The organism is Arthrobacter sp. MYb227 (assembly GCF_002975435.1).
Classification (GTDB): domain Bacteria; phylum Actinomycetota; class Actinomycetes; order Actinomycetales; family Micrococcaceae; genus Paeniglutamicibacter.
The window spans coordinates 159,575-180,104 of sequence record NZ_PCPT01000005.1; the positions used below are offsets into that span (position 1 = coordinate 159,575).

A 20,530-nucleotide genomic window follows, 5' to 3' on the forward strand; every position below is an offset into this window, starting at 1 on the left:
ACACAATGGAAAAAATTACTACTCACACAGGTATTGGCGTCCCGCTGCGTCAGAGCAACGTCGATACAGACCAGATCATTCCGGCGGTGTATCTGAAGCGGATTACCCGTACCGGCTTTGAGGATGCGCTTTTCGCTGGTTGGCGTAAAGACTCAACTTTTATCCTGAATCAGGAACCGTATTCAACTGGTTCGGTTTTGGTGGCAGGGCCAGATTTTGGTACCGGTTCATCACGTGAACATGCTGTTTGGGCTTTGAAAGATTATGGTTTCAAGGCAGTACTTTCCTCAAGATTCGCAGATATCTTCCGAGGTAACTCGGGAAAGCAAGGTTTGATTGCGGCAGAAGTTGCCCAAAGTGATATCGAATTAATCTGGAAAGAGATTGAAAACCATCCAGGAACAGAGATCGCTGTTGACCTTGATTCACGCACGGTAATCTGCGGATCGATCGTTGCCCCGTTTGAAATTGATGACTACACACGCTGGCGTCTCATGGAGGGCCTTGACGATATTGGCCTTACCCTGCAGCACGAACAGGATATTACGGACTTTGAAGGTCAACGCCCATCATTTAAGCCAACAACTCTTCCTGCAAAGTACTCCTAGCGGTACTTAGCTGATCGCGTAACCGTTTACGGACTGACTTGTCACTCTTGGGCCAAAAAGCCCGGAATCATTGATAAGTATCGGTGTGTGAAAGGGCCAACACGACGAGCACCACAGTGAGCATACGGCCCTCGGCATTGCCGAGGGCTGTATGCTTGCTTAGTCTTACCTTCGTTTTCGAAGGCCAAACAATTTCGGTGAGGTTCTTATATTCATGGGGAAAGTCCTAACGATTCATGGTGGTGTGCCGCTCAAGGGCAAGGTGACCGTTCGCGGCGCTAAGAACTTGGTTCCCAAGGCCATGGTCGCAGCTCTCTTGGCAGATTCCCCCTCGGTTCTACGCAATGTACCCGAGATTAAGGACGTTGCCGTTGTCACGAGCTTATTGAAAATCCATGGCGTCAGTGTCATTAAAGATGAGGTGACCGGAGATCTAACCATGGATCCGTCGGGTACCAAGACTGCAACCAGCAACGAGATCGATGCTCACGCTGGGGATTCACGTATTCCGATTCTTTTCTGTGGTCCTTTGCTTCATAGCCTAGGCGAGACCCTGATCCCTAATCTTGGCGGATGCAAGATCGGTGATCGCCCTATCGATTTCCACCTTGATGTCCTGCGTGACTTTGGTGCCGAGATTGACAAGGCTGGCCCGCTGGGAACCAGCATTCGCGCACCTCATGGGTTGACCGGTGCGAAAATCACTTTGCCGTACCCAAGCGTCGGCGCCACCGAACAGGTATTGCTGACTGCAGTACGTGCCAAGGGCACCACCGAACTTGAAAATGCTGCAATTGAACCTGAAATTCTGGATCTCATCTCATTGCTCCAAAAAATGGGTGCAATCATCAAGGTTCAGCGAGATCGGGTGATCCGCATTGTTGGTGTTGAACGGCTCACTGGTTATAACCACAAGGCGCTGCCGGACCGCAATGAATCCGCTTCCTGGGCCTCAGCAGCACTTGTTACCAAGGGTGATATATTCGTGGAGGGTGCCGCGCAACGCGATCTCACGGCCTTCCTTCACACCTACCGCCAAATCGGTGGCGAATTTGAAGTCACGGATGATGGCATACGTTTCTTCCACCCGGGCGGGGAGCTCAAACCGCTCATGCTCGAGACGGATGTTCACCCAGGATTTATGACCGACTGGCAGCAACCATTAGTTGTTGCACTTACCCAAGCCCGCGGCGTTTCAATAGTTCACGAAACCGTGTATGAGAACCGTTTTGGTTTCACCAATGCCCTGGTTGAAATGGGCGCCACGGTTCAGGTCCATAACGAATGCCTCGGTGCTACTCCATGCCGTTTTGGGCAGCGTAACTTCCAGCACTCGGCAGTTATTTCCGGGCCAGCGGAACTTAAGGGCGCTGACATTGACATTCCGGATCTTCGCGGAGGGTTCTCCCACTTAATTGCTGCCTTAGCCGCAGATGGTGTCAGCCATGTGACCGGTATCGAACTAATTAACCGTGGCTATGAAAAGTTCATGGATAAGCTCATTGGCTTGGGTGCGCGAGTCGAACTAAACGAAATCGCCTAGTCCGCATAGGCTAATTTGCATGAAAGAATCACGCGGTACTAAAACCGTGTTCGCTATAACTGCAGGCATAGTCCGTCCAATTATGAATCTTCTGATTGGACGGACTTGGCAGGACTTTAATAAGTTGCCTGAGGGCGGGGCTATCGTATGCCCAAACCACGTTACGGAAATTGATCCGCTAGTGGTGGGCCACGCCATATATAGCAATAAGCGCTATCCAAGATACTTGGCCAAGGAATCTTTGTTTAAAGTTCCGGTACTTGGTTTTGTCTTGAAGAAGACCGGACAAGTTCCGGTTGCACGCACCAGCGCCGGGGCTTCCCAGTCCTTACTGACAGCGCGCAAAGTTCTTGATGCCAACGGTGTAATCATTATTTATCCAGAAGGCACACTGACCCGGGATCCAGAATTATGGCCTATGCGGGGGCATACTGGTGCAGCAAGGCTTGCCCTTCAAACCGGCGCGCCGGTGATTCCCATGGCCCATTGGGGCGCACAAGAGCTATTCCCGCGCTACGCCAAGGGAATAAGGCTCTTTCCTCGAAAGCACGTAAAAGTGTTGATCGGGGATCCGGTTGATTTGGACGATTTGCGGGGCGGGCCACTAACCCGCACGATCCTGAATGAAGCCACCGAACGTATCATGCGTGCGATTGCCAACGACGTCTCAAAGCTACGTGGTGTTCCTGCACCGGAAATCCTGTGGGATCCATCAGCACATGGACAAAGTACTAAGGGCAGAAATTTTGAGAGTGGCGGGCAGCCACCCGAACCGAAGGATAAATAGATGAGGCCACAGCCACGTAAAATCGCGGTGATGGGAGCCGGTAGCTGGGGAACAACCTTCGCCAAAGTACTAGCCGATTCCGGCACTGAAGCAGGTATTGAGGTAATGGTCTGGGCACGTCGCCCAGAAGTTGCAACAGAGATCAATACCAAACACACAAACTCTCGTTATCTGCGTGAAACCGTCCTGCCGAACAATCTAAGGTCTTCGGCGGAAACAACAGAGGTATTGGCTGGCGCCGATCTAGTTGTGTTGGCGGTTCCTGCACAAAGCCTGCGTGAACAGTTGCGTTCCTTCAAGGAATCGATAGAACCTCACGCAGTGCTTATGTCCTTGATGAAGGGCCTCGAACGGGGCACTGATCAGCGCATGAGCGAAGTAATTTTTGCGGAAACAGGTATTACTGACGACCGTATTGCAGTCCTATCGGGGCCCAACCTTGCCATGGAGATTGCCCGCAGGCAACCAACAGCCTCGGTTGTAGCCTGCGCAGACAGTGACACCGCGACATGGATCGCTTCACTATGCTCTACAGACTATTTCCGCCCTTATACCAACACCGACGTCATAGGCGTTGAAATTGGTGGCATTGCAAAAAACGTGATTGCACTTGCGGTGGGTATCTGTGATGGCATGGGTATGGGGGACAACACCAAATCCTCAATTATTACCCGTGGTCTTGCCGAGACAACTCGTCTTGCATTAGCTTTGGGCGGCAAATATGAGACTCTCTCGGGGCTTGCCGGGCTTGGCGACCTAGTGGCAACCTGCTCGTCGTCACTCTCACGTAATAACACCGCAGGCCGATTACTTGGTCAAGGGTTGTACCTCGAAGAGGTGAATGACCGCATGTCACAAACAGCCGAGGGCATTAAATCCGGTCGTGCGGTATTAGATCTTGCTATGCGCCATCAGGTGGAGGTTCCCATCACCGAGGCAGTGGTAATGGTTCTTGAAGGAACACTAAGCGTTGAAAACATGGGGGCACGGCTTCTTGGCCGTGAGCTCAAATCCGAAGGTGAGCTGAAATGACCGATGTAAATTCCCGTAAGCCTCGGGTTCTTCTTTTGTTCGGTGGCCGCTCATCTGAACACCCGGTGAGCTGCGTAACGGCAGCTGGAGTCCTTGAAGCCATTGATCGTAATAAATATGATGTGGTTTCGGTAGGGATTACTCGGGAAGGGGTCTGGACGCTAGTCGACCAGGATATTAAAACCTGGTCCTTGACCAGTGGTACCAAGCCAGAGATTACCGCAGGTCCTGAGGTACTACGACTTACCGGGGAACCGGGAAGCCACGAGCTTTTGGCATCGGATCCTGCACACCAGGTGCGCAGCCTAGGGGATATTGATCTGGTATTCCCAGTGCTCCATGGACCTTTTGGCGAAGACGGCTCCTTACAAGGAATGCTAGAGATGGCAGATGTTCCTTATGTTGGCTCGGGAATTGCCGCAAGTGCCATTGGCATGGACAAGCATTTCATGAAGGTAGTTTTCGAAGCGGCAGGATTTGAAGTTGGCCCCTATGCGGTAATTACCGATAAGCAATGGGAACGTGACCGCGAAGCCGCACTCGAGACCCTCACACATCTGCAATACCCGCTGTTCGTGAAGCCTTCGCGAGCTGGTTCCTCGGTGGGGATCTCAAAGGTGGAAACGCCTGCGGATCTTGTGCTGGCCATTGAGGCAGCTAGAATCCATGATCCTAAAATCGTCATTGAGCAGGGGATCTCGGGTAGAGAGATTGAGTGCGGTGTTCTCGAAGGTCGCGGTCACGCGGCCCCACGTTCTTCACTTCCAGGTGAAATCGTAGTCGAACACAACGGTCACACCTTTTACGACTTTGATGCAAAGTACGTTAACGGGGCAGCCGCCGAGCTAAGCTGTCCGGCAGTACTTTCGAGTGAAGCCACGGCAGAGATCCGTGAGCTTGCTGCCAAGGCCTTTGACGCTGTCAATGCCGAGGGGCTCTCCCGCGTTGACTTCTTCTACACCGAAGGCGGCGCTTGGATTATTAATGAAATTAATACAATGCCTGGCTTCACACCTTCGAGCATGTATCCGCATATGTGGGCACAAACCGGCATTGGGTATGTCGAGCTTATTGATGAGCTGATCTACCTGGGGCTCAACCGTAAGAAGGGCCTACGCTAAGCCGCAGGGCTAGCCAATGGTTGTTAAAAAATAAGTTGGGGTGATGCTTTCAGTTATGCGGATGAAAGCATCACCCCAACTTCTCTTTGGCCCTTATGCTATGGAATATCTTCAGATTTAGTAACATCAGTGCATTGGCGTTCGGCAGGAATTTTCTCTGCTGCTGCAGCAAGGCTTGCCAATACGGTACTTGACGCGATGACTTTTGGGTCAAAAATCAGTTCGGTTGCTGGCACCCGGCCATACGTTGTTAGCGTCCATGATCCTTCACCTTCCTTGGCAAGCCAATCGACACCATTCACAGAGACACACGGGTCTGTTGAAGGTGGCGGGGGAGTCACTCCACAACGCAGCACCAACTGTGATGGATCACCCCAAACTGCGGTAGCTTGAGAATTGGTTTGCCGCTTGCGCTGATCAGAGATTTCGTCGGGAAGCAGCACCATCATTTCTGCGCATAAAGGATTACCCGCGTCGTCTGCGGGCTTAACATTGGCGATCGGTGCACACCCGGAAAGTAATGCAATCCCGGTTACCGAGATCGCAATTGCTGAGATCCAGCGGGGTCGAGACTTCGATTGTGCTGGCATTTGGCTGGAAGACACCTGTGAATCAAGGGAAATGGCGTTTGAAACTATCAATCTGGACACCTAAACAGCCTACCTGTCGTTTTGCATGACTAAGATGTAGTGGAGTATTTGCTTGAGAGGCATAAATGACAAATTTTAACGAGTCCTACGACGACACCACCGGTATGAGACCACGGAAGAAAAAGCGTACAGGATTGATGATCCTGATTGGTGCCGTTTCTTTGGTGTTGATCGCACTACTTGTCGCAGGTAGCTACCTATTCTCCTTGGCTCGGACCTTTGATAAGAATTCGACAAAACTAGAGAATGTTTTCCCTGCAGAAAGCTTGCGCCCTAAGGTGACTGAAGAGTCTAAGGGAGCCGTCAATATCTTGCTTCTAGGTAATGACACGCGTGCCACCGACAACGGGGACGAGAATTTTGCTTCGCTTCCCAACGGCGGTAGGTCCGACACCATGATGTTGGTGCATATCCCGGCAGACCGAAAAGGTATTTATGTAACATCGGTCATGCGCGATACATGGCTTGATATTCCGGGTCACGGCAAAGCAAAAATTAACGCAGCGTTTGCATATGGTGGAGTTTCGCTTGCTGTCCAAACCCTCGAGGGTCTCTTCGATACCAGAATTGATCATGTTGCGGCAATCGATTTTGAAGGCTTCAAGGGACTAACAGATGCTCTGGGCGGAGTTCAAATCAACAACCCGATTGCTTTCACTCCCAGAACCAAGAAGGACATTCACTTCCCTCAGGGAGTCCAGACTCTCAATGGTGAAGAAGCGCTTGCCTTCGTTCGTGAGCGCTACGCCTTCAAAGACGGCGACTACCAACGCGTTCGAAATCAGCAGCTCTACATCAAGGCAGTCTTGAGCACCATGATGTCCAAGGAAACTCTTACCGACCCGGCCAAGATTTCAGAGAGCGTTAAAGAGCTGGCGCCATTCATTGCTGTTGACGACACGCTTGACGCACTCAAGGTTGCCCAATTGGGAGCCTCAATGTCCGGGGTTCGACCAAATGAGCTGAACTTTTTCACGCTCCCCAATAAGGGAACAGGACGCTCAGCAGACGGACAATCAATCGTTATCCCTGACATGACCGTCATCGGAGAATTCGCCAAGGCCTTGAAAGCCGATAAGGTCGGCCAATTCGTAGAGGAAAACAATCTCTAGTAATCGAGAAAAAACCTACTCCATGAATACAAAGATCCATGCGAACACCCAAGCCATGGCAAATTGGCTTGAGCGTGTGGTGAAGAGTCTGGGCAATCATAGCGATCGACTCAACGCCATCAATATTTTTCCTGTTGCGGACGGGGATACAGGTAGCAACCTTTATCTCACCGCACGGGCTGCTCATGATGCCATATCTAAATTTGAGACAGATAATATTGGTGAGTTGCTGACAATAGCCTCACGTGCAGCGATGGAATCGGCCCGTGGCAATTCAGGAACACTATTTGCCGTATTCATGGCGGGACTTGCCGAGCCACTATACGGTGCTGAACGATTGACCGCCTCTCTCCTTGCCACAGCGCTTGAAAGAGGCAAGGTGAGGGCCTGGTCAGCGCTGAGCGATCCGGTATCTGGAACCATGCTCTCAGTCATGGAAGTTGTTGCAGATACCGCGCGTAGAACACACCGCACCAGTACGTTGGAGCCTGCGAGCAAGGCAGCGCTAGTTGAAGTTTTGACAGAGGTCTGTGCTGCTGCCGAGAGCGCTGTAGTTGCCACGGAATTAGAACTTGGGGCACTCCACGAGGCAAAAATCGTTGATGCTGGTGCCGTGGGCATGCTCATTATCCTTGATGAATTACGTGGAGCATTGCAGGGTTATGTCATCGAACCTGATGAGTATTCTCAGTTTCATGGCTATGACATTCAGGACCCACATATCCATGGGGCAGTCACGACGGACGCTGGTGTAGAAGTCATGTGCACCATTAACCTTGACGCACTAGGCGCGGCAACACTGCGTGGCCAACTGGATGCTGTGGGGGATTCGGTGATCATGAGTCCCGTAAATCAAACTAAAGACGGCTATAGATGGCGGGTGCATGTGCACGTTCCAGAAGCCGAAGACGCTTTGGGCGTTATCCGAGGTGTTGGTTCACCGGTAAATGTTGCAGTGACAAATCTCTGTACTCATGATGGCTGATATTGAGGCATACTCACAGGCGCAGCTTTCGAGTGTTTTAGGAAGTGCTTCGGCCCGCAAGCTCGAACAGGCTTTTGGCTATCTCACAGTTGGTGAGCTCTTGTCTCATTTTCCAAGGCGTTACATGGAAATTGGTGAGCTCACCAATATTTCTGAGCTTCCACTGGGCGAAGAAGTAACAATTGTTGCTGAGGTTGAATCAGTGACTCAGCGGCGCATGCAAACCCGTTCGGGGTTTCTGCTTCAAGCCGTGGTCCGTGATGCGATGGGCCCCGCCCAAGCGACATTGCGGATGAGCTTTTTCAACGGTTTTGAAGCTAAACGGGATTTACAAGTTGGCGTAACCGCTATGTTTAGCGGCAAGGTGAGTCAGTATCAAAACCGACTTGAACTGACTCATCCCGCATATTCATTACTTGAGTCTGCTGAAGATGCAGACCCCCGCCCGATCCCCATCTATCCGGCAACCGCTAAATTTCCTAATAAGAAGATTAGAGAAGCAATCTCGTTGCTCTTGCCACGGGTAACGGATCAAGAATTTCCCGAGTTTCTTCCGCCCCAGGTCTTGAAGAAGATGAAGCTATCCTCACAGGCCATGGCATTTCATGAAATTCACGAACCAGACACCGCGGGGCGCGGGTATGCGGCAAGAAAACGATTTGCCTTTGAAGAAGCTTTCTTACTTCAGGCGGCTTTGCTTCAGCGTCGTGCACACCGCAGGTTGCAACCAGCAATCGCGCGCGGGGGGCGCACCGATGGATTGCTAGCAGAATTTGAGAGGACACTTCCCTTCACACTGACCGAAGGCCAGCAGCGTTCAGGGATAGAAATATCAAACGATCTCGTTCGGGCGCATCCGATGAATAGACTTTTACAGGGTGAAGTTGGATCCGGTAAAACGTTAGTAGCCTTACGAGCCATGCTTCAGGTTATTGATTCCGGAGGGCAATGTGCACTACTTGCACCCACCGAAGTCTTAGCTCAGCAACACTACCAATCAATTAGAAAGCTCCTCGGCGAATGGGGAAATCTTGGAGAATTAGGTTCAGATCCAAGAGCTACTCGAGTCGATATTCTCACGGGCTCAATGGCCACCAACGACAAACGACGTGTGCTGTTGGGGGCAGCGTCTGGGGAAACCGGAATTTTGGTTGGTACTCATGCTTTGTTATCGGATGTTGTAGGTTTCGCGGATCTAGGGCTTGTAGTCGTTGACGAGCAGCACAGATTTGGTGTTGAGCAAAGAGACCTTTTACGTTCCAAGGCGATAAGTCCTCCGCATATGCTCGTGATGACTGCTACTCCAATTCCACGTACCGTGGCTATGACCGTCTTCGGTGATCTCGAGGTTAGCCTCATGAAATCATTGCCGCCGGGACGTGCTCCTATTTCGACTCACTTAGTGCCGCTACAAATTCCACAAATGCAAGAACGGCTTTTTGCTCGCATTGCCGAAGAAGTCACCAAGGGCCATCAAGTGTATGTCGTGTGTCCACGCATCAGCGAGAAAGCACTGGAAGATGATGCTGCACCACAATTGGTCGACCCCGAAGAAGAACCAGGCGAGAAGGGCTCAATAGCCCCAAAGCCACCGTCGATGACTGTTGAGAAAATGATGGAACTTTTCTCGGGTTTGCCCGAATTTGCGCATACAAATATCGGCGAGCTTCATGGGCGGATGCCGAGCGAAGAAAAATCCGCAACGATGGCTGATTTTGACCATGGCAGGCTTTCCATCCTGGTTTCTACAACCGTGATCGAGGTTGGCGTGGACGTCCATAACGCGACACTCATGGTGATCATTGATGCCGAAAACTTTGGCATCTCGCAACTTCACCAGTTACGAGGACGAATTGGTCGTGGTGGACATCCTGGTACGTGTTTAATGACTACTTGGTTGGATGCGGAGCACCCATCAATAGCTAGACTCCGGGCGGTTGAATCAACAACAGATGGGTTCTTGTTGGCGGAGTCGGATCTTCAAGAGCGTCGCGAGGGAGATATTCTGGGAGCCAGTCAATCTGGATCTCGTTCAACGTTGCGAGTACTGCGCGTGATCAAGGATTCAAAGCTCATTGAGCGTGCACGCACAGAAGCGGAAGAAGTCGTTGAATCTGCCGGGGGATTAGATAACTACCCGCTGCTGCGGACGGCAGTTGAAAACTGGGTTGATGAAGACATGCAAGCATTTTTGGAAAGAGGATAACCACTATGAGCCGAATAGTTGCCGGGGCCGCAGGTGGACTGCCTCTGAAGAGCGTCCCCGGAGACGCGACACGACCAACAACGGACCGCGTTAAAGAAGCCCTATTTTCTCGTCTGGAAAGCTATGACGTGCTATCCGGCGCTAGGGTTCTTGATCTATATGCTGGTGCGGGGACCTTAGGCATTGAGGCGGCAAGCCGAGGCGCCAGATCGGTACTCTTAGTTGAGCTTGCACCGAAGGCAGCCTCTGTGTGCCAAACAAATGCAGGGCTGATCAATAAGGCCCTACGAACTGAGATAGTTTCGGTTCGCAAAGGTTCAGTAGATTCGGTGCTTGATTCATTCGCGCCTGTTAGTGGTATTTCGGCCGGAAAGAGCTGGGATCTAGTCTTCATGGATCCCCCATACCCCCTTACCGATGCTGAGCTTGCTAAGACATTGAGCAAGGTCTCTTTGATTCTTGAGGAGAACGCAACATTGGTAGTCGAACGCTCCTCCCGCTCGGCGGAACCATCCTGGCCCGAAGGGATCAGATTGATCGCCGAGAAGAAATACGGGGAAACCCGGTTATGGTTTGCCGAACCCGTCGAGATCACTGCCGGCTAGTACTGTCCCCGGATGTGCCCCTGCAGCTCGAAGCCTTTCGATGAGATGTGAATCAATTTTTGCATGGCTTCCGGCAAGGATCATGTTCCCCGGATATTTTCGGCTGAATATTTCTGTTGGGGCACTTGCCATGACAGTTGGGAATACCTCGGACATGGCCTGGATCTGTGTGTCGGCGAATGCAAACGGTGGATCATCTCCAACGTTGACCAAAACCATGCCTTGCGGTGCCAAAAGCGCATCCATCTCGGCATAGAACCCCGGTACCGTCAGATGTTCGGGTGCGCCAAAGCCGCTAAAAATATCCAAGACAATGACATCAAATTCTTGGGACGCCAGCTCGCGAGTCAGTACTTCCCGTGCATCACCGATCAGTGTTGTCAGCTGATCAGGGGTCTTTAGTGGTAGCGCATCAAGAACGAAATCTAATAGTTCCCGTTCAAGATCGACCGCAACCTGAGTGCTCTTAGGTCTAACTGCTTCCACATATCGGGCCAACGTCAGTGCTCCGGCTCCTAGGTGTAATATGCGCAAAGGCTGTTTCGGTACGTCGATTTCATCAATAAAGTTGGCGAGACGACGGAGATATTCATAGAATATTTCTTCTGGCTGCCCAATATTTACATGTGATTGCTCCGCCCCGCCAAGAGAAAGCACCCATGCCCCGGGGACAAAGATATCTTCCTCGAGCGTTGCATGAGCACCAAGATTACTCATCCAACGAGATGCCTTGCTGACCATGATTAGTTTCCGATCTTGGACGAGAGAAGTGCGAGCCGTTCGGCCGCCTGAGTTAGAAGATCAAGTTTCTTACAAAAAGCAAAACGCAATAGTGTCTTGGTTTGTTTGGCCCCCTCTTCATGGCAAAAGACGGAGAGTGGAATGCCTGCAACACCGATTGCCTCTGGCATTTTCCTTGCCAGGTCCACAGCATCGGTGAATCCAAGAGGTGCAACATCGGCAACAATGAAATAGGTACCCTGTGGCCTATAGACGGTCATGCCCGCGGCCTCCAACCCTGAAGCCAATACTTCGCTTCGTTTGGCTAAATCTTGGGCAAAATTGTTAAAGAATTCTGTAGGGGAGTCCAACGCCTCCGCTATAGCGGGCTGGAAGGCCGTACCCGATGAATAGCTGAGGAACTGCTTTACCGTTCGTACCGCGGCAACTAAATGTGCAGGTCCGGTGGCCCACCCAACCTTCCATCCAGTGAAGGAAAAAGTCTTGCCCACCGAAGACAAGGTCAGTGTCCGTTCCCATGCACCTGGCAACGTTGCGATAGGGATATGAGTCACACCAAACGTCAAATGCTCATAGACTTCATCCGAAAGAATCAAGCAATTAAATTTTCTGGCCAGAGATACGATCTCCGCTAGCACATCCTTATCGAACGTAGCTCCCGTCGGATTATGCGGATTATTGAGCACAATCATTTTGGTACGGGCGGTAAATGCTTTTCGAAGTTCATTCAAGTTTGGTTGGAAGTCTGGAGCATTGAGCATGACTGTCTTATGAATCCCGCCGGCCAAACCAATAGTTGCACCGTAGGAGTCATAGAACGGTTCGAAGGTGATCACTTCGTCACCGGGTTTGATGAAGGCAAGGATGGAAGCCGCGATAGCTTCAGTTGCACCAGTTGTAACTACAATCTCGTGGACCGGATCGACAGTCAGGCCGTAAAAGCGTGCTTGGTGGCGTGCAATTGATTCGCGCAGAGCAAAGATTCCACTTCCGGGTGCGTACTGGTTCTTGTCACCTAGGACGCCTTGAGCCGCCTGTTGTTTGAAATGCTCGGGACCGTCGGTGTCTGGGAACCCTTGCCCGAGATTGATCGCATTGTGTTTGGCGGCGAGCGTGGTAATTTCTTCGAAAATGGTGACACTTAGGTCTCCATTTGAAGCGAGTAGATTGGCACCGGCAGCGGTACGCTGCCACGGAAGAGCAGAAGAAGGCATGAGTTCATTATCGCCGGTATCTCTCAAAGTATGGGCACCAGCGGTATACGACACGAAGAGACAGTAGAACTCCGGAGCATTCAGCATTCACCGCACTTTGGTAGATTGCTCAGTATGCGTCGCGCCGTCTGCCCAGGATCCTTTGACCCCATTCACAATGGCCATGTTGAAATCATCGCCCGTGCTAGTAGCCTCTTTGATGAGGTGATCGTGGCTGTCTCTACTAATTATTCCAAGAAGTATCGTTTTAGTTCCGAAGAACGTCTTGAAATGATTCAAGAAACACTTGGTGGGTTACGTGGCGTAACTGTTGTGCCCATGGGGGAAGGACTGCTTGCGGATTTCTGCAAGCAGCATGGGGCTGACGCGATAGTTAAAGGGCTCCGTTCAACTGTTGACTATCAGTACGAGACCCCAATGGCGGTGATGAATCGTCATCTTACCGGCGTGGAGACGGTATTTTTGGCCGCAGATAATAGATACACCCATTTGTCTTCCTCCTTGCTGAAGGAAGTGAACGCTCTGGGTGGTGATGTTTCTGACTATTTGCCACGAACTGTACTTAAACGACTCAATTCGTCGAGTTAGCTATCTCGCAAGTTGGGTGTCTCCACCCGAGATGAAGTAACCTCATATTCATGAATATGAATCACAGAGTTACAAAAGCAGTAATTCCCGCAGCTGGTCTTGGAACGCGTTTCTTGCCCGCGACTAAAGCCATGCCCAAGGAAATGCTTCCTGTGGTGGATGAACCAGCAATTCAATACGTTGTAGCAGAAGCTTCTAAAGCGGGCCTGTCCGATGTCCTGATGATCACTGGTCGTAATAAGCGCGCTCTTGAAGATCACTTTGACCGTGTTCCTTCAATTGAAGCAGCACTTGAAGCAAAGGGTGATCATGAGCGTTTGAAACGCGTTCAAGAGGCCACCGAACTTGGGGAGATTCACTATATTCGTCAGGGCGATCCTAAGGGACTCGGACATGCAGTGCTTTGCGCCAAACAGCACGTTGGCAACGAACCATTTGCAGTACTACTTGGTGATGACCTCATTGACGAACGTGATGAACTGCTCTCCATCATGATTGATGTACAGGAAAAAACTGGTGGCTCCGTCATTGCCTTGATGGAGGTAGACCCTGCACAGATCAGTGCATACGGTTGTGCTGATGTATCTGCCGTTGAAGGTGAGGGCTTCGTCAAAGTTAACGGCCTTGTTGAGAAACCAGCAGTCGAGGATGCACCTTCCAATCTGGCCGTCATTGGTCGCTACGTACTTCACCCGCGTGTGTTCTCGGTTCTTGAAGAGACAGCCCCGGGTCGCGGGAACGAAATCCAGCTCACCGATGCGCTTGAAACCTTGGCCCGTGCAGAAGGCGATGGTGCTGGAGTCCACGCAGTAGTGTTCCGTGGGCGCCGCTACGATACTGGCGATAAAGTCAGCTATCTACAAGCAGTTATTTCGCTCGCTTCCGAGCGCGATGACATTGCACCGGCCTTGGTGCCTTGGCTCAAGGACTTTGTAGCAGGTCTTTAATAGTGATTTACTAACAGGGCTAATCCAGCTTTCTCACAGGAGAGCTGGTTAGCCTTGTTTTGTTTGTGCGAATATTGCCGATCGGACGTAGTCTCACGTCGACTTGGGCTTTTCGTTTTGCCTAATGGAGATGTTGATTGACACGTAAGAAGAAGTTTCACGGCGGCTATACGCCCAGACGCTTGCAGCCGCCCAAAAAGAGCACGGGAATGATCGTGCTCTTCAGTGCCGTTGCAGTGGTGCTCATTGCCGTTCTGAGTGCTGGCGGTTACCTCATGAGTTTGGCAAATACTTTTGACAAGAAAACTCAAACCATTGAGTCCGCATTTCCTGACGAGAATCTTCGCCCGGTAAAGAATCCCGAAGACGGATCACTTAATTTTCTGCTTCTCGGTGTAGACAGCGGTGCCGATGGTACTCAAGCCTCTGACATGCTCAGCGGCGGTGGCACAGATCAACGCTCAGACTCCATGATGCTGATGCATATCCCGGCCAATCGTCAAGGTGTTTATGTCATGTCCATCATGAGGGACCTCTGGACGGAGATTCCTGGATATGGAAAGCACAAGATTAACGCGTCGATGGCCTTTGGCGGTGTTCCGCTTGCCGTACAAACGATCGAGGGAATGTTTGACACCAAGATCGATCACGTGGCAATGATTGATTTTGATGGCTTCAAGGAGCTCTCAACGGCCCTTGGTGGAGTCACCGTACAAAACGACATCGAATTCTGGTCAACGGATAAGAAGAAATATCATTACCCCGTTGGCGAACTGAATCTCCAAGGAAACAAGGCACTTAGATTCGTTAGAGAACGCAAACCCTTCATCGATGGCGATTACCAGCGCGTCAGAAACCAGCAGACATTCGTAAAGGCTGCCATAAGTGAACTGTTGTCTAAGAACACTTTGACTAATCCGGCTACCGTCTATGAAGTCATAGACAAGGTAGCCCCATACCTGTCCTTCGACAACGGCTTTGATTCAGCCAGTGCTGCCGGATTGGCTCTTCAAATGAAAAGCTTACGTGCCGGAAACGTAGAGATGTTCACGTTGCCGACAGATGGTACTGGAACATCACCTGATGGACAATCGATTATTCTGCGCAATGAGCAAGCGATTCTAGACATAGGCGCCGCGCTCAGATCAGATACTTTTAGTTCTTACGTAGCGAATACTACATTCAGCCATTAGCGGTGATGCATAGCTCACATTTGAACAGTACTGCTGAGAAGATCCGGTGGTCTGCGCGCAAATCTATTAGACTTCAATAGGTCCGTCGGCAAACGCAGACGCAAACCGTAATTTACGAGGTATTGAACATTATGACAGCTGCCGAATATGCGGCGCAGCATAACCTGCCTAGGGTAGGTGCGCGACCGGCCTTAGGGAGCTATCTCAAGCAAGCTTGGGAACGACGCGACTTTGCACTTGAGCTCGCGCGAGCACGCCTCAAATCAGGCAATGAGCGAAACCGTCTTGGTATGTTGTGGGTGGTTATTCAACCAACAATGAACGCGGTCATGTATGGCTTCATTTTTGGCATACTACAGACTTCCAAGCCAGCGGACTTCCCTGTTTATGTAGTAATCGGAGTTTTCCTCTTCGAATTCTTCAGCGCTTCAGTCGGCCAAGGTGCTAAAGCAATCACCGGAAATGGATCGCTCGTTCAATCATTAGCGTTCCCTCGAATTACTCTGCCTTTCGCTGCAGTTTTGCAGCAGTTCCTTGCGCTGATGCCAGTCTTAGGAGTCATGTTTGTTTTCTGCATGCTTCTTGGCACGATGCCAAAGCTTTCTTGGTTGCTCATCATTCCCTTGCTCGCAATTTATTCAGTTTTCAACTTCGGTATCGCACTTATTTGTGCGCGCCTTACCGTTCATCTTCGAGATTTCACGCAGATCATCCCAATCATTATCCGCGTTCTATTTTTCACCTCGGGTGTACTTTTTGGCATTGAACGCGTCACGAAAGCCATACCTGCAGCGGAACCGCTATTCGCTTTCCATCCCATCTATCAAACCTTGCAAATTGCACGCGGTGTGATCATGGATGGGGCCGTCTATTCTTCTTCCGCGTGGATCGTGGTCTCTGGCTGGGCATTAGTTCTTCTTGTGAGTGGGATCTTCTTCTTCTGGTCGGCTGAGGAGCAATATGGTCGAGTTAACTAGCTTCGACGATCTAATCAATCCAAAACTTCACAAAGCATACGAACCGGAGCCTGTTTTTGAACCAACGGCTACTGGTGTAATTCCTGTCGTTGATCTGAAGATCGACCCGAAGCGTAAACCTGCGGTGATAGTGGACAATCTCCACGTCAAGTATCAGGTGTATTCAAGCGGCAAATCGATCGGAGCTGCAGGCGCCAAAAGACTTCTCGCAACTTCTACACGTGGTATTCGTGAAGTACACGCAGTCAAGGGCGTTTCCTTCGTGGCGTATGAAAATGAGTCAATCGGTATCGTGGGATCTAACGGTTCCGGAAAGTCGACTCTAATGCGTGCCATCACTGGGCTAACCCCGCCAACGGAGGGTTCGGTGTATGCTTCATCGCGGCCGAACCTCTTGGGTGTTGGCGCTGCGCTCATTAACGATCTTTCGGGGGACAAAAACATCACCTTGGGCGGACTCGCATTGGGTTATTCACGTGACGAGGTTGAAAAATTACGTGAAGAAATTATCAAGTTCGCTGAACTCGAAGAATTTATTGATCTGCCCATGCGTACCTACAGCTCTGGTATGTCGGCTCGACTGAAATTCGCAATTGCGGCGTCCAAGCAACACGATATTCTCATCGTTGATGAGGCACTCGCTGTCGGTGACGCTCGATTCCGCAAACGCAGTGAAGCCAAGATCCGTGAAATTCGAGAGAATGCGGGAACGATTTTCCACGTTTCGCACTCAATGAATTCAATCCTAGATACCTGCAACCGAGTTATCTGGCTCAATAAAGGTGTTCTGGTCATGGACGGCGAAGCCAAAACGGTCGTCGACGCATACAAGGCTTCAAAACCGTGACGGGTGAGTTCAAGCCCGGAGTCTCATATATCATGCCGGTGCTCAACGAGGAAGACTACTTGCGTGAAGCCGTTCAGAGTATCCTCGGCCAAAATTATGAAGGTCCTAAGGAAATCGTCCTAGCGCTGGGCCCCAGTATTGACCGTACTCTCGAAGTAGCTCAAGCTATTGCCGAAGAAGATAACCGAGTACGAATCGTTTCCAATCCGGCAGGGCGCACCCCCATCGGCCTAAACCTGGCCATAAAGGCCTCTCAACACCCGATAATTATTCGAGTCGATGCTCACAGCGAATTAGAACCCCAATACACTGCTCGTGGGATCGAAACCCTCTACCGGGTGAATGCTCATGATGTCGGTGGTTTGATGGATGCACGTGGCAAAAATACTCTTCAAAGAGCTGTTGCCGCTGCGTATCATTCACCCTTTGGACTAGGTGGTGCTGCCTACCACAGTGGAGCTCCTGAGGGACCAGCAGAGTCGGCATATCTTGGTATCTTCAGACGTGAAGTCTTTGACGAGGTTGGCTTCTACGACGAAACTCTATGGCGTGCCCAAGACTGGGAGCTATGTTTGAGAATCCGTCAGGCCGGCCATAAAGTCTGGTTTGATCCAGAACTTCGCACCGGTTACTACCCACGAGATGACTTTAAGTCTTTGTCTGCGCAGTCCTATGCTTCGGGTGTCTGGCGTGGAGAAATTGCACGCCGGTACCCCGACGGGAAATCTCTCAGACATGATCTGCCGCCACTTATGGTCGCCGGAACAGCGATTGGAAGTATCGCTTTGATAGTGGACCCGTTGCTGGGAGCCCACCGTGGGGGACTAATACGTAGGCTCTTCAGACTTTCAAAACTTGCTCCGGTTGCCTATCTTGGGCTGGTTCTGTACGCCTCCGTCAAATCTTCAAAGACAAATCTGAAAGAGAAGGTTGCCATGGCAGGTGTCTTGCCTGCCATTCATTTTCCCTGGGCAATTGGCTTTGTGAAGGGTCGCATCAAAGGAGCACAGGGAACATTGGATAAAGGGCGTGTGCGCTCATGACCTCCCAAAATTTCCGTCCTCAAAAGCCGACCTTGGATCAGCTTCGCGCAGTGTGTCAACCACCGGAAGTCCGTGCTCGTCGAAATGCTGAGCACTGGACTGCTGAGCTTTATTTAAGGCACATTTCCATTTACCTCACCGCAGTCTTGGTGCGCACGCGCATTAGCGCGAATGGGGTAACCGGCCTGATGATCCTTGCCGGGTGGCTCATGTCCGTAGCATTGCTGATCCCAGGAATCTGGGGTCCACTGCTTGCCGTAGTTCTATCGCAGGTGCAGCTGTACTTCGATTGCAGCGACGGAGAAGTAGCACGCTGGCGCGGAACCCAGTCACCGCGTGGAATTTTTATAGACATGGTCGGCCACCACACCACCGAGGCCCTAATTCCGATTGCGCTTGGCTACCGCGTCTTCCGAGAGCTTCAAACTCAGGGCGCTGACGTCTCCCAAGCGTGGCCAACCTTGTTCGTGGCCGCCGTCCTTGCAGTATTACTGGTTCTAAATCGTTCGCAAAGCCTTATGGTTCATGCTGCACGCGGCATGGCTGGGCTTGGGAAGCTACCGGATACCGCAGAAGCGCGGGCAGTTGCTCCCATGACTCTCATTGGCAAACTGCGCTTAGCCGCCAGATTCCTGCCCTTCCACAAGATGTTGCATGCCGTTGAACTTAGTCTAGTTATTCTACTGATGTCGATTGTTTCCGAAATCATTGGGATACCAGGCATCGCTGAAAAATGGATGATTTGGATACTTCTACCAGCAGTTTTCATGGTTAACATTGGTCACTTTGTTGCTTCAATGGCTTCCTCACGGTTGCGGTGATTTAGCCAGTGAATTCTGAAATGCAGGATTGCCCCTCGGTGGGTGTCGTGGTTCTCACTATGGGCAACCGCCCGGAAGAATTGGCACGGGCTCTAGACACCCTTATCCACCAAAAGAACGTAACACTTGATGTCGTTGTAGTTGGGAACGGATGGGATCCTATAGGGATCCCCCCGGAAGTCCGTGGACACTACTTAGAGGATAATCTGGGCATACCTGCCGGCAGAAATGCGGGTGTCCCCTTGGTTACAGGAGAGTATCTGTGTTTCCTCGATGACGACTCATGGTTCCTGGATGATGACTTCCTTCAACAAGCAATCGATCGTTTTAAGAAGTTTCCTAAGATGGGCCTGCTTCAACCACGAATCACCGATCCGGATCGTGATGATGATCCGACTCGTTGGATCCCACGATTGAACAAACGGACGGCATTCGAATCGAGCAAGGTCTTCCATGTCGGCGAGACCTGTCTAGTAATGCCCCGCCTCACTTTTGAAGAGACTGGGGGATGGGCAGGTGGGTTCTGGTATGCCCACGAGGGAATCGAGCTTGCCTGGAGAGTCTGGGATGCTGGACTTCATGTGTGGTATGCGGGAGACATGCGCATTGGTCATCCGGTAGTGGATCCTCGCCGACACGTTGAATTCTACCGACTCAACGCTCGTAATAGAGTTTGGTTAGCACGCAGAAACCTACGCTGGCCATTTAACTGGTTGTACGTTTCAAGCTGGGGACTGCTCGAATGTCTGAGATTGCGTAAAGAACCTGGGGCCATCAAACAATATCTAAGTGGGTGGCTCGCGGGTTGGCGTGAAAGCCCCTGGTACCAGTTGCCGAGGCCTAAACTTAGATGGTCGACACATTGGCGGATGCTACTGGCTGGTCGGCCACCAATAATCTAAGTCCTTTGACCTTTGCACCCCGGCTAAGGGGTAGCACCGAAGCAACAAATGGAGTTGAACATGGCGAAGACGGTTCTCACCTATGGGACCTTTGACCTCTTTCACATTGGACACTTGAATATTCTCAAGCGGCTAAAAGAAAAGGGCGACCGCTTAATCGTTGGCGTGTCTACTGACGAATTTAATGCGCTCAAGGGTAAAAAACCCATTGTTCCGTTCGAACAGCGACTAGAAATCGTTCAGGCGATCCAGTACGTCGATGAGGCAATTCCGGAAGACAACTGGGAACAAAAACGTCTGGACATCGCCAAATACGATGTTGACGTGTTTGGTATCGGTGAGGACTGGAAAGGTAAGTTTGACGACCTCGGTGACAAAGTTGAGGTTATTTATCTTCCGCGTACATCCGGAATATCTACCACGGAACTCAAACGAGTGTTGAGTGCATTCGATGAGCGCCATGTAGCCAAGCTCAAAGACACCCTTGATAGTTTGAGCCAGATCGTTAAGGAGCTGAGTTAGTTTCTATAGGTTAATCGATTGCTGCTTCTCATTCTTGTGAGGTAGATAGCTTTAACTGGTCTGTTACAACAGGTACAGATGGATCA

General features: G+C 51.0%; 21 protein-coding genes. 18 read left to right on the top strand and 3 right to left on the bottom strand.

The window, feature by feature from the left end:
• Positions 1–5 precede the first annotated feature (5 nt).
• The 5 genes from leuD (at position 6) to CQ018_RS12135 (ending at position 5,091) form a co-directional block, all read left to right on the top strand.
• Entirely contained in the window at positions 6–608 is a 603-nt protein-coding gene (gene leuD, locus CQ018_RS12115) for a 3-isopropylmalate dehydratase small subunit (RefSeq protein WP_105550260.1), read from the top strand.
• A 214-nt stretch (positions 609–822) separates the two neighbouring features.
• Positions 823–2,151 carry a UDP-N-acetylglucosamine 1-carboxyvinyltransferase gene (gene murA / locus CQ018_RS12120; protein WP_105550261.1) on the top strand — a complete coding sequence of 443 codons (1,329 nt, stop codon included), beginning with the start codon at positions 823–825 and terminating at the stop codon, positions 2,149–2,151.
• 19 nt (positions 2,152–2,170) lie between these two features.
• On the top strand, positions 2,171–2,938 hold the full coding sequence (locus CQ018_RS12125) for a 1-acyl-sn-glycerol-3-phosphate acyltransferase (RefSeq protein ID WP_105550262.1): 768 nt from the start codon (positions 2,171–2,173) through the stop codon (positions 2,936–2,938).
• Positions 2,939–3,970, top strand: a complete 1,032-nt coding sequence (locus tag CQ018_RS12130; protein ID WP_105550263.1) for an NAD(P)H-dependent glycerol-3-phosphate dehydrogenase — start codon at positions 2,939–2,941, stop codon at positions 3,968–3,970. It begins immediately after the preceding gene.
• The gene (locus tag CQ018_RS12135) at positions 3,967–5,091 is read left to right on the top strand and encodes a D-alanine--D-alanine ligase family protein (protein WP_105550264.1); all 1,125 of its coding nucleotides are present in this window, start codon (positions 3,967–3,969) and stop codon (positions 5,089–5,091) included. Before CQ018_RS12130 ends, CQ018_RS12135 begins: the two co-directional genes overlap by 4 nt.
• A 98-nt stretch (positions 5,092–5,189) precedes the next feature.
• Here CQ018_RS12135 and CQ018_RS12140 read toward each other — a convergent pair whose 3' ends face one another.
• Positions 5,190–5,681 carry a DUF3515 domain-containing protein gene (locus tag CQ018_RS12140; protein ID WP_105550265.1) on the bottom strand — a complete coding sequence of 164 codons (492 nt, stop codon included), beginning with the start codon at positions 5,679–5,681 and terminating at the stop codon, positions 5,190–5,192.
• 125 nt (positions 5,682–5,806) lie between these two features.
• Here CQ018_RS12140 and CQ018_RS12145 point away from each other — a divergent pair, with 125 nt between their 5' ends.
• Genes CQ018_RS12145 through rsmD form a run of 4 tightly spaced genes read left to right on the top strand, consistent with a single transcriptional unit; the run spans position 5,807 to position 10,649 of the window.
• The gene (locus CQ018_RS12145) at positions 5,807–6,853 is read left to right on the top strand and encodes an LCP family protein (protein ID WP_105550266.1); all 1,047 of its coding nucleotides are present in this window, start codon (positions 5,807–5,809) and stop codon (positions 6,851–6,853) included.
• 22 nt (positions 6,854–6,875) lie between these two features.
• Positions 6,876–7,838, top strand: coding sequence for a DAK2 domain-containing protein (locus CQ018_RS12150; protein WP_105550267.1), 963 nt, complete (start codon positions 6,876–6,878; stop codon positions 7,836–7,838).
• On the top strand, positions 7,831–10,044 hold the full coding sequence (locus CQ018_RS12155) for an ATP-dependent DNA helicase RecG (RefSeq protein ID WP_105550268.1): 2,214 nt from the start codon (positions 7,831–7,833) through the stop codon (positions 10,042–10,044). The genes CQ018_RS12150 and CQ018_RS12155 overlap by 8 nt, the downstream gene beginning before the upstream one ends.
• Before the next feature lie 5 nt (positions 10,045–10,049).
• Entirely contained in the window at positions 10,050–10,649 is a 600-nt protein-coding gene (gene rsmD / locus CQ018_RS12160) for a 16S rRNA (guanine(966)-N(2))-methyltransferase RsmD (RefSeq protein ID WP_105550269.1), read from the top strand.
• On the opposite strand, the gene CQ018_RS12165 is transcribed toward rsmD, so the two are convergent.
• Both CQ018_RS12165 and CQ018_RS12170 read right to left on the bottom strand, forming a co-directional pair.
• On the bottom strand, positions 10,611–11,366 hold the full coding sequence (locus CQ018_RS12165) for a spermidine synthase (protein ID WP_258142585.1): 756 nt from the start codon (positions 11,364–11,366) through the stop codon (positions 10,611–10,613). The two genes, rsmD and CQ018_RS12165, sit on opposite strands and share 39 nt — an antisense overlap.
• A 26-nt stretch (positions 11,367–11,392) precedes the next feature.
• Positions 11,393–12,604 carry an aminotransferase class I/II-fold pyridoxal phosphate-dependent enzyme gene (locus CQ018_RS12170; RefSeq protein ID WP_105550271.1) on the bottom strand — a complete coding sequence of 404 codons (1,212 nt, stop codon included), beginning with the start codon at positions 12,602–12,604 and terminating at the stop codon, positions 11,393–11,395.
• Positions 12,605–12,718: 114 nt separating this feature from the next.
• On the opposite strand from CQ018_RS12170, the gene coaD reads away from it, so the two are divergent.
• The 9 genes from coaD to CQ018_RS12215 all read left to right on the top strand — a co-directional run bounded on the left by coaD (position 12,719) and on the right by CQ018_RS12215 (position 20,444).
• On the top strand, positions 12,719–13,192 hold the full coding sequence (coaD, locus tag CQ018_RS12175; RefSeq protein ID WP_105550272.1) for a pantetheine-phosphate adenylyltransferase: 474 nt from the start codon (positions 12,719–12,721) through the stop codon (positions 13,190–13,192).
• A gap of 50 nt (positions 13,193–13,242) precedes the next feature.
• Entirely contained in the window at positions 13,243–14,139 is an 897-nt protein-coding gene (galU, locus tag CQ018_RS12180) for a UTP--glucose-1-phosphate uridylyltransferase GalU (RefSeq protein ID WP_105550273.1), read from the top strand.
• A 137-nt stretch (positions 14,140–14,276) separates the two neighbouring features.
• Positions 14,277–15,332, top strand: coding sequence for an LCP family protein (locus CQ018_RS12185; protein WP_105550274.1), 1,056 nt, complete (start codon positions 14,277–14,279; stop codon positions 15,330–15,332).
• A 131-nt stretch (positions 15,333–15,463) separates the two neighbouring features.
• Positions 15,464–16,309, top strand: coding sequence for an ABC transporter permease (locus tag CQ018_RS12190; protein WP_105550275.1), 846 nt, complete (start codon positions 15,464–15,466; stop codon positions 16,307–16,309).
• On the top strand, positions 16,293–17,156 hold the full coding sequence (locus CQ018_RS12195) for an ABC transporter ATP-binding protein (RefSeq protein WP_105550276.1): 864 nt from the start codon (positions 16,293–16,295) through the stop codon (positions 17,154–17,156). Before CQ018_RS12190 ends, CQ018_RS12195 begins: the two co-directional genes overlap by 17 nt.
• Positions 17,153–18,199 (top strand): glycosyltransferase family 2 protein, encoded by a 1,047-nt coding sequence (locus CQ018_RS12200; RefSeq protein ID WP_258142586.1) that lies wholly within the window; start codon positions 17,153–17,155, stop codon positions 18,197–18,199. Before CQ018_RS12195 ends, CQ018_RS12200 begins: the two co-directional genes overlap by 4 nt.
• Entirely contained in the window at positions 18,196–19,020 is an 825-nt protein-coding gene (locus tag CQ018_RS12205; protein WP_105550277.1) for a CDP-alcohol phosphatidyltransferase family protein, read from the top strand. Before CQ018_RS12200 ends, CQ018_RS12205 begins: the two co-directional genes overlap by 4 nt.
• Before the next feature lie 59 nt (positions 19,021–19,079).
• Positions 19,080–19,922 carry a glycosyltransferase family 2 protein gene (locus CQ018_RS12210; protein WP_374954202.1) on the top strand — a complete coding sequence of 281 codons (843 nt, stop codon included), beginning with the start codon at positions 19,080–19,082 and terminating at the stop codon, positions 19,920–19,922.
• Between the two features lie 60 nt (positions 19,923–19,982).
• The gene (locus tag CQ018_RS12215; RefSeq protein ID WP_105550279.1) at positions 19,983–20,444 is read left to right on the top strand and encodes an adenylyltransferase/cytidyltransferase family protein; all 462 of its coding nucleotides are present in this window, start codon (positions 19,983–19,985) and stop codon (positions 20,442–20,444) included.
• The last annotated feature ends 86 nt before the right edge of the window (positions 20,445–20,530 follow it).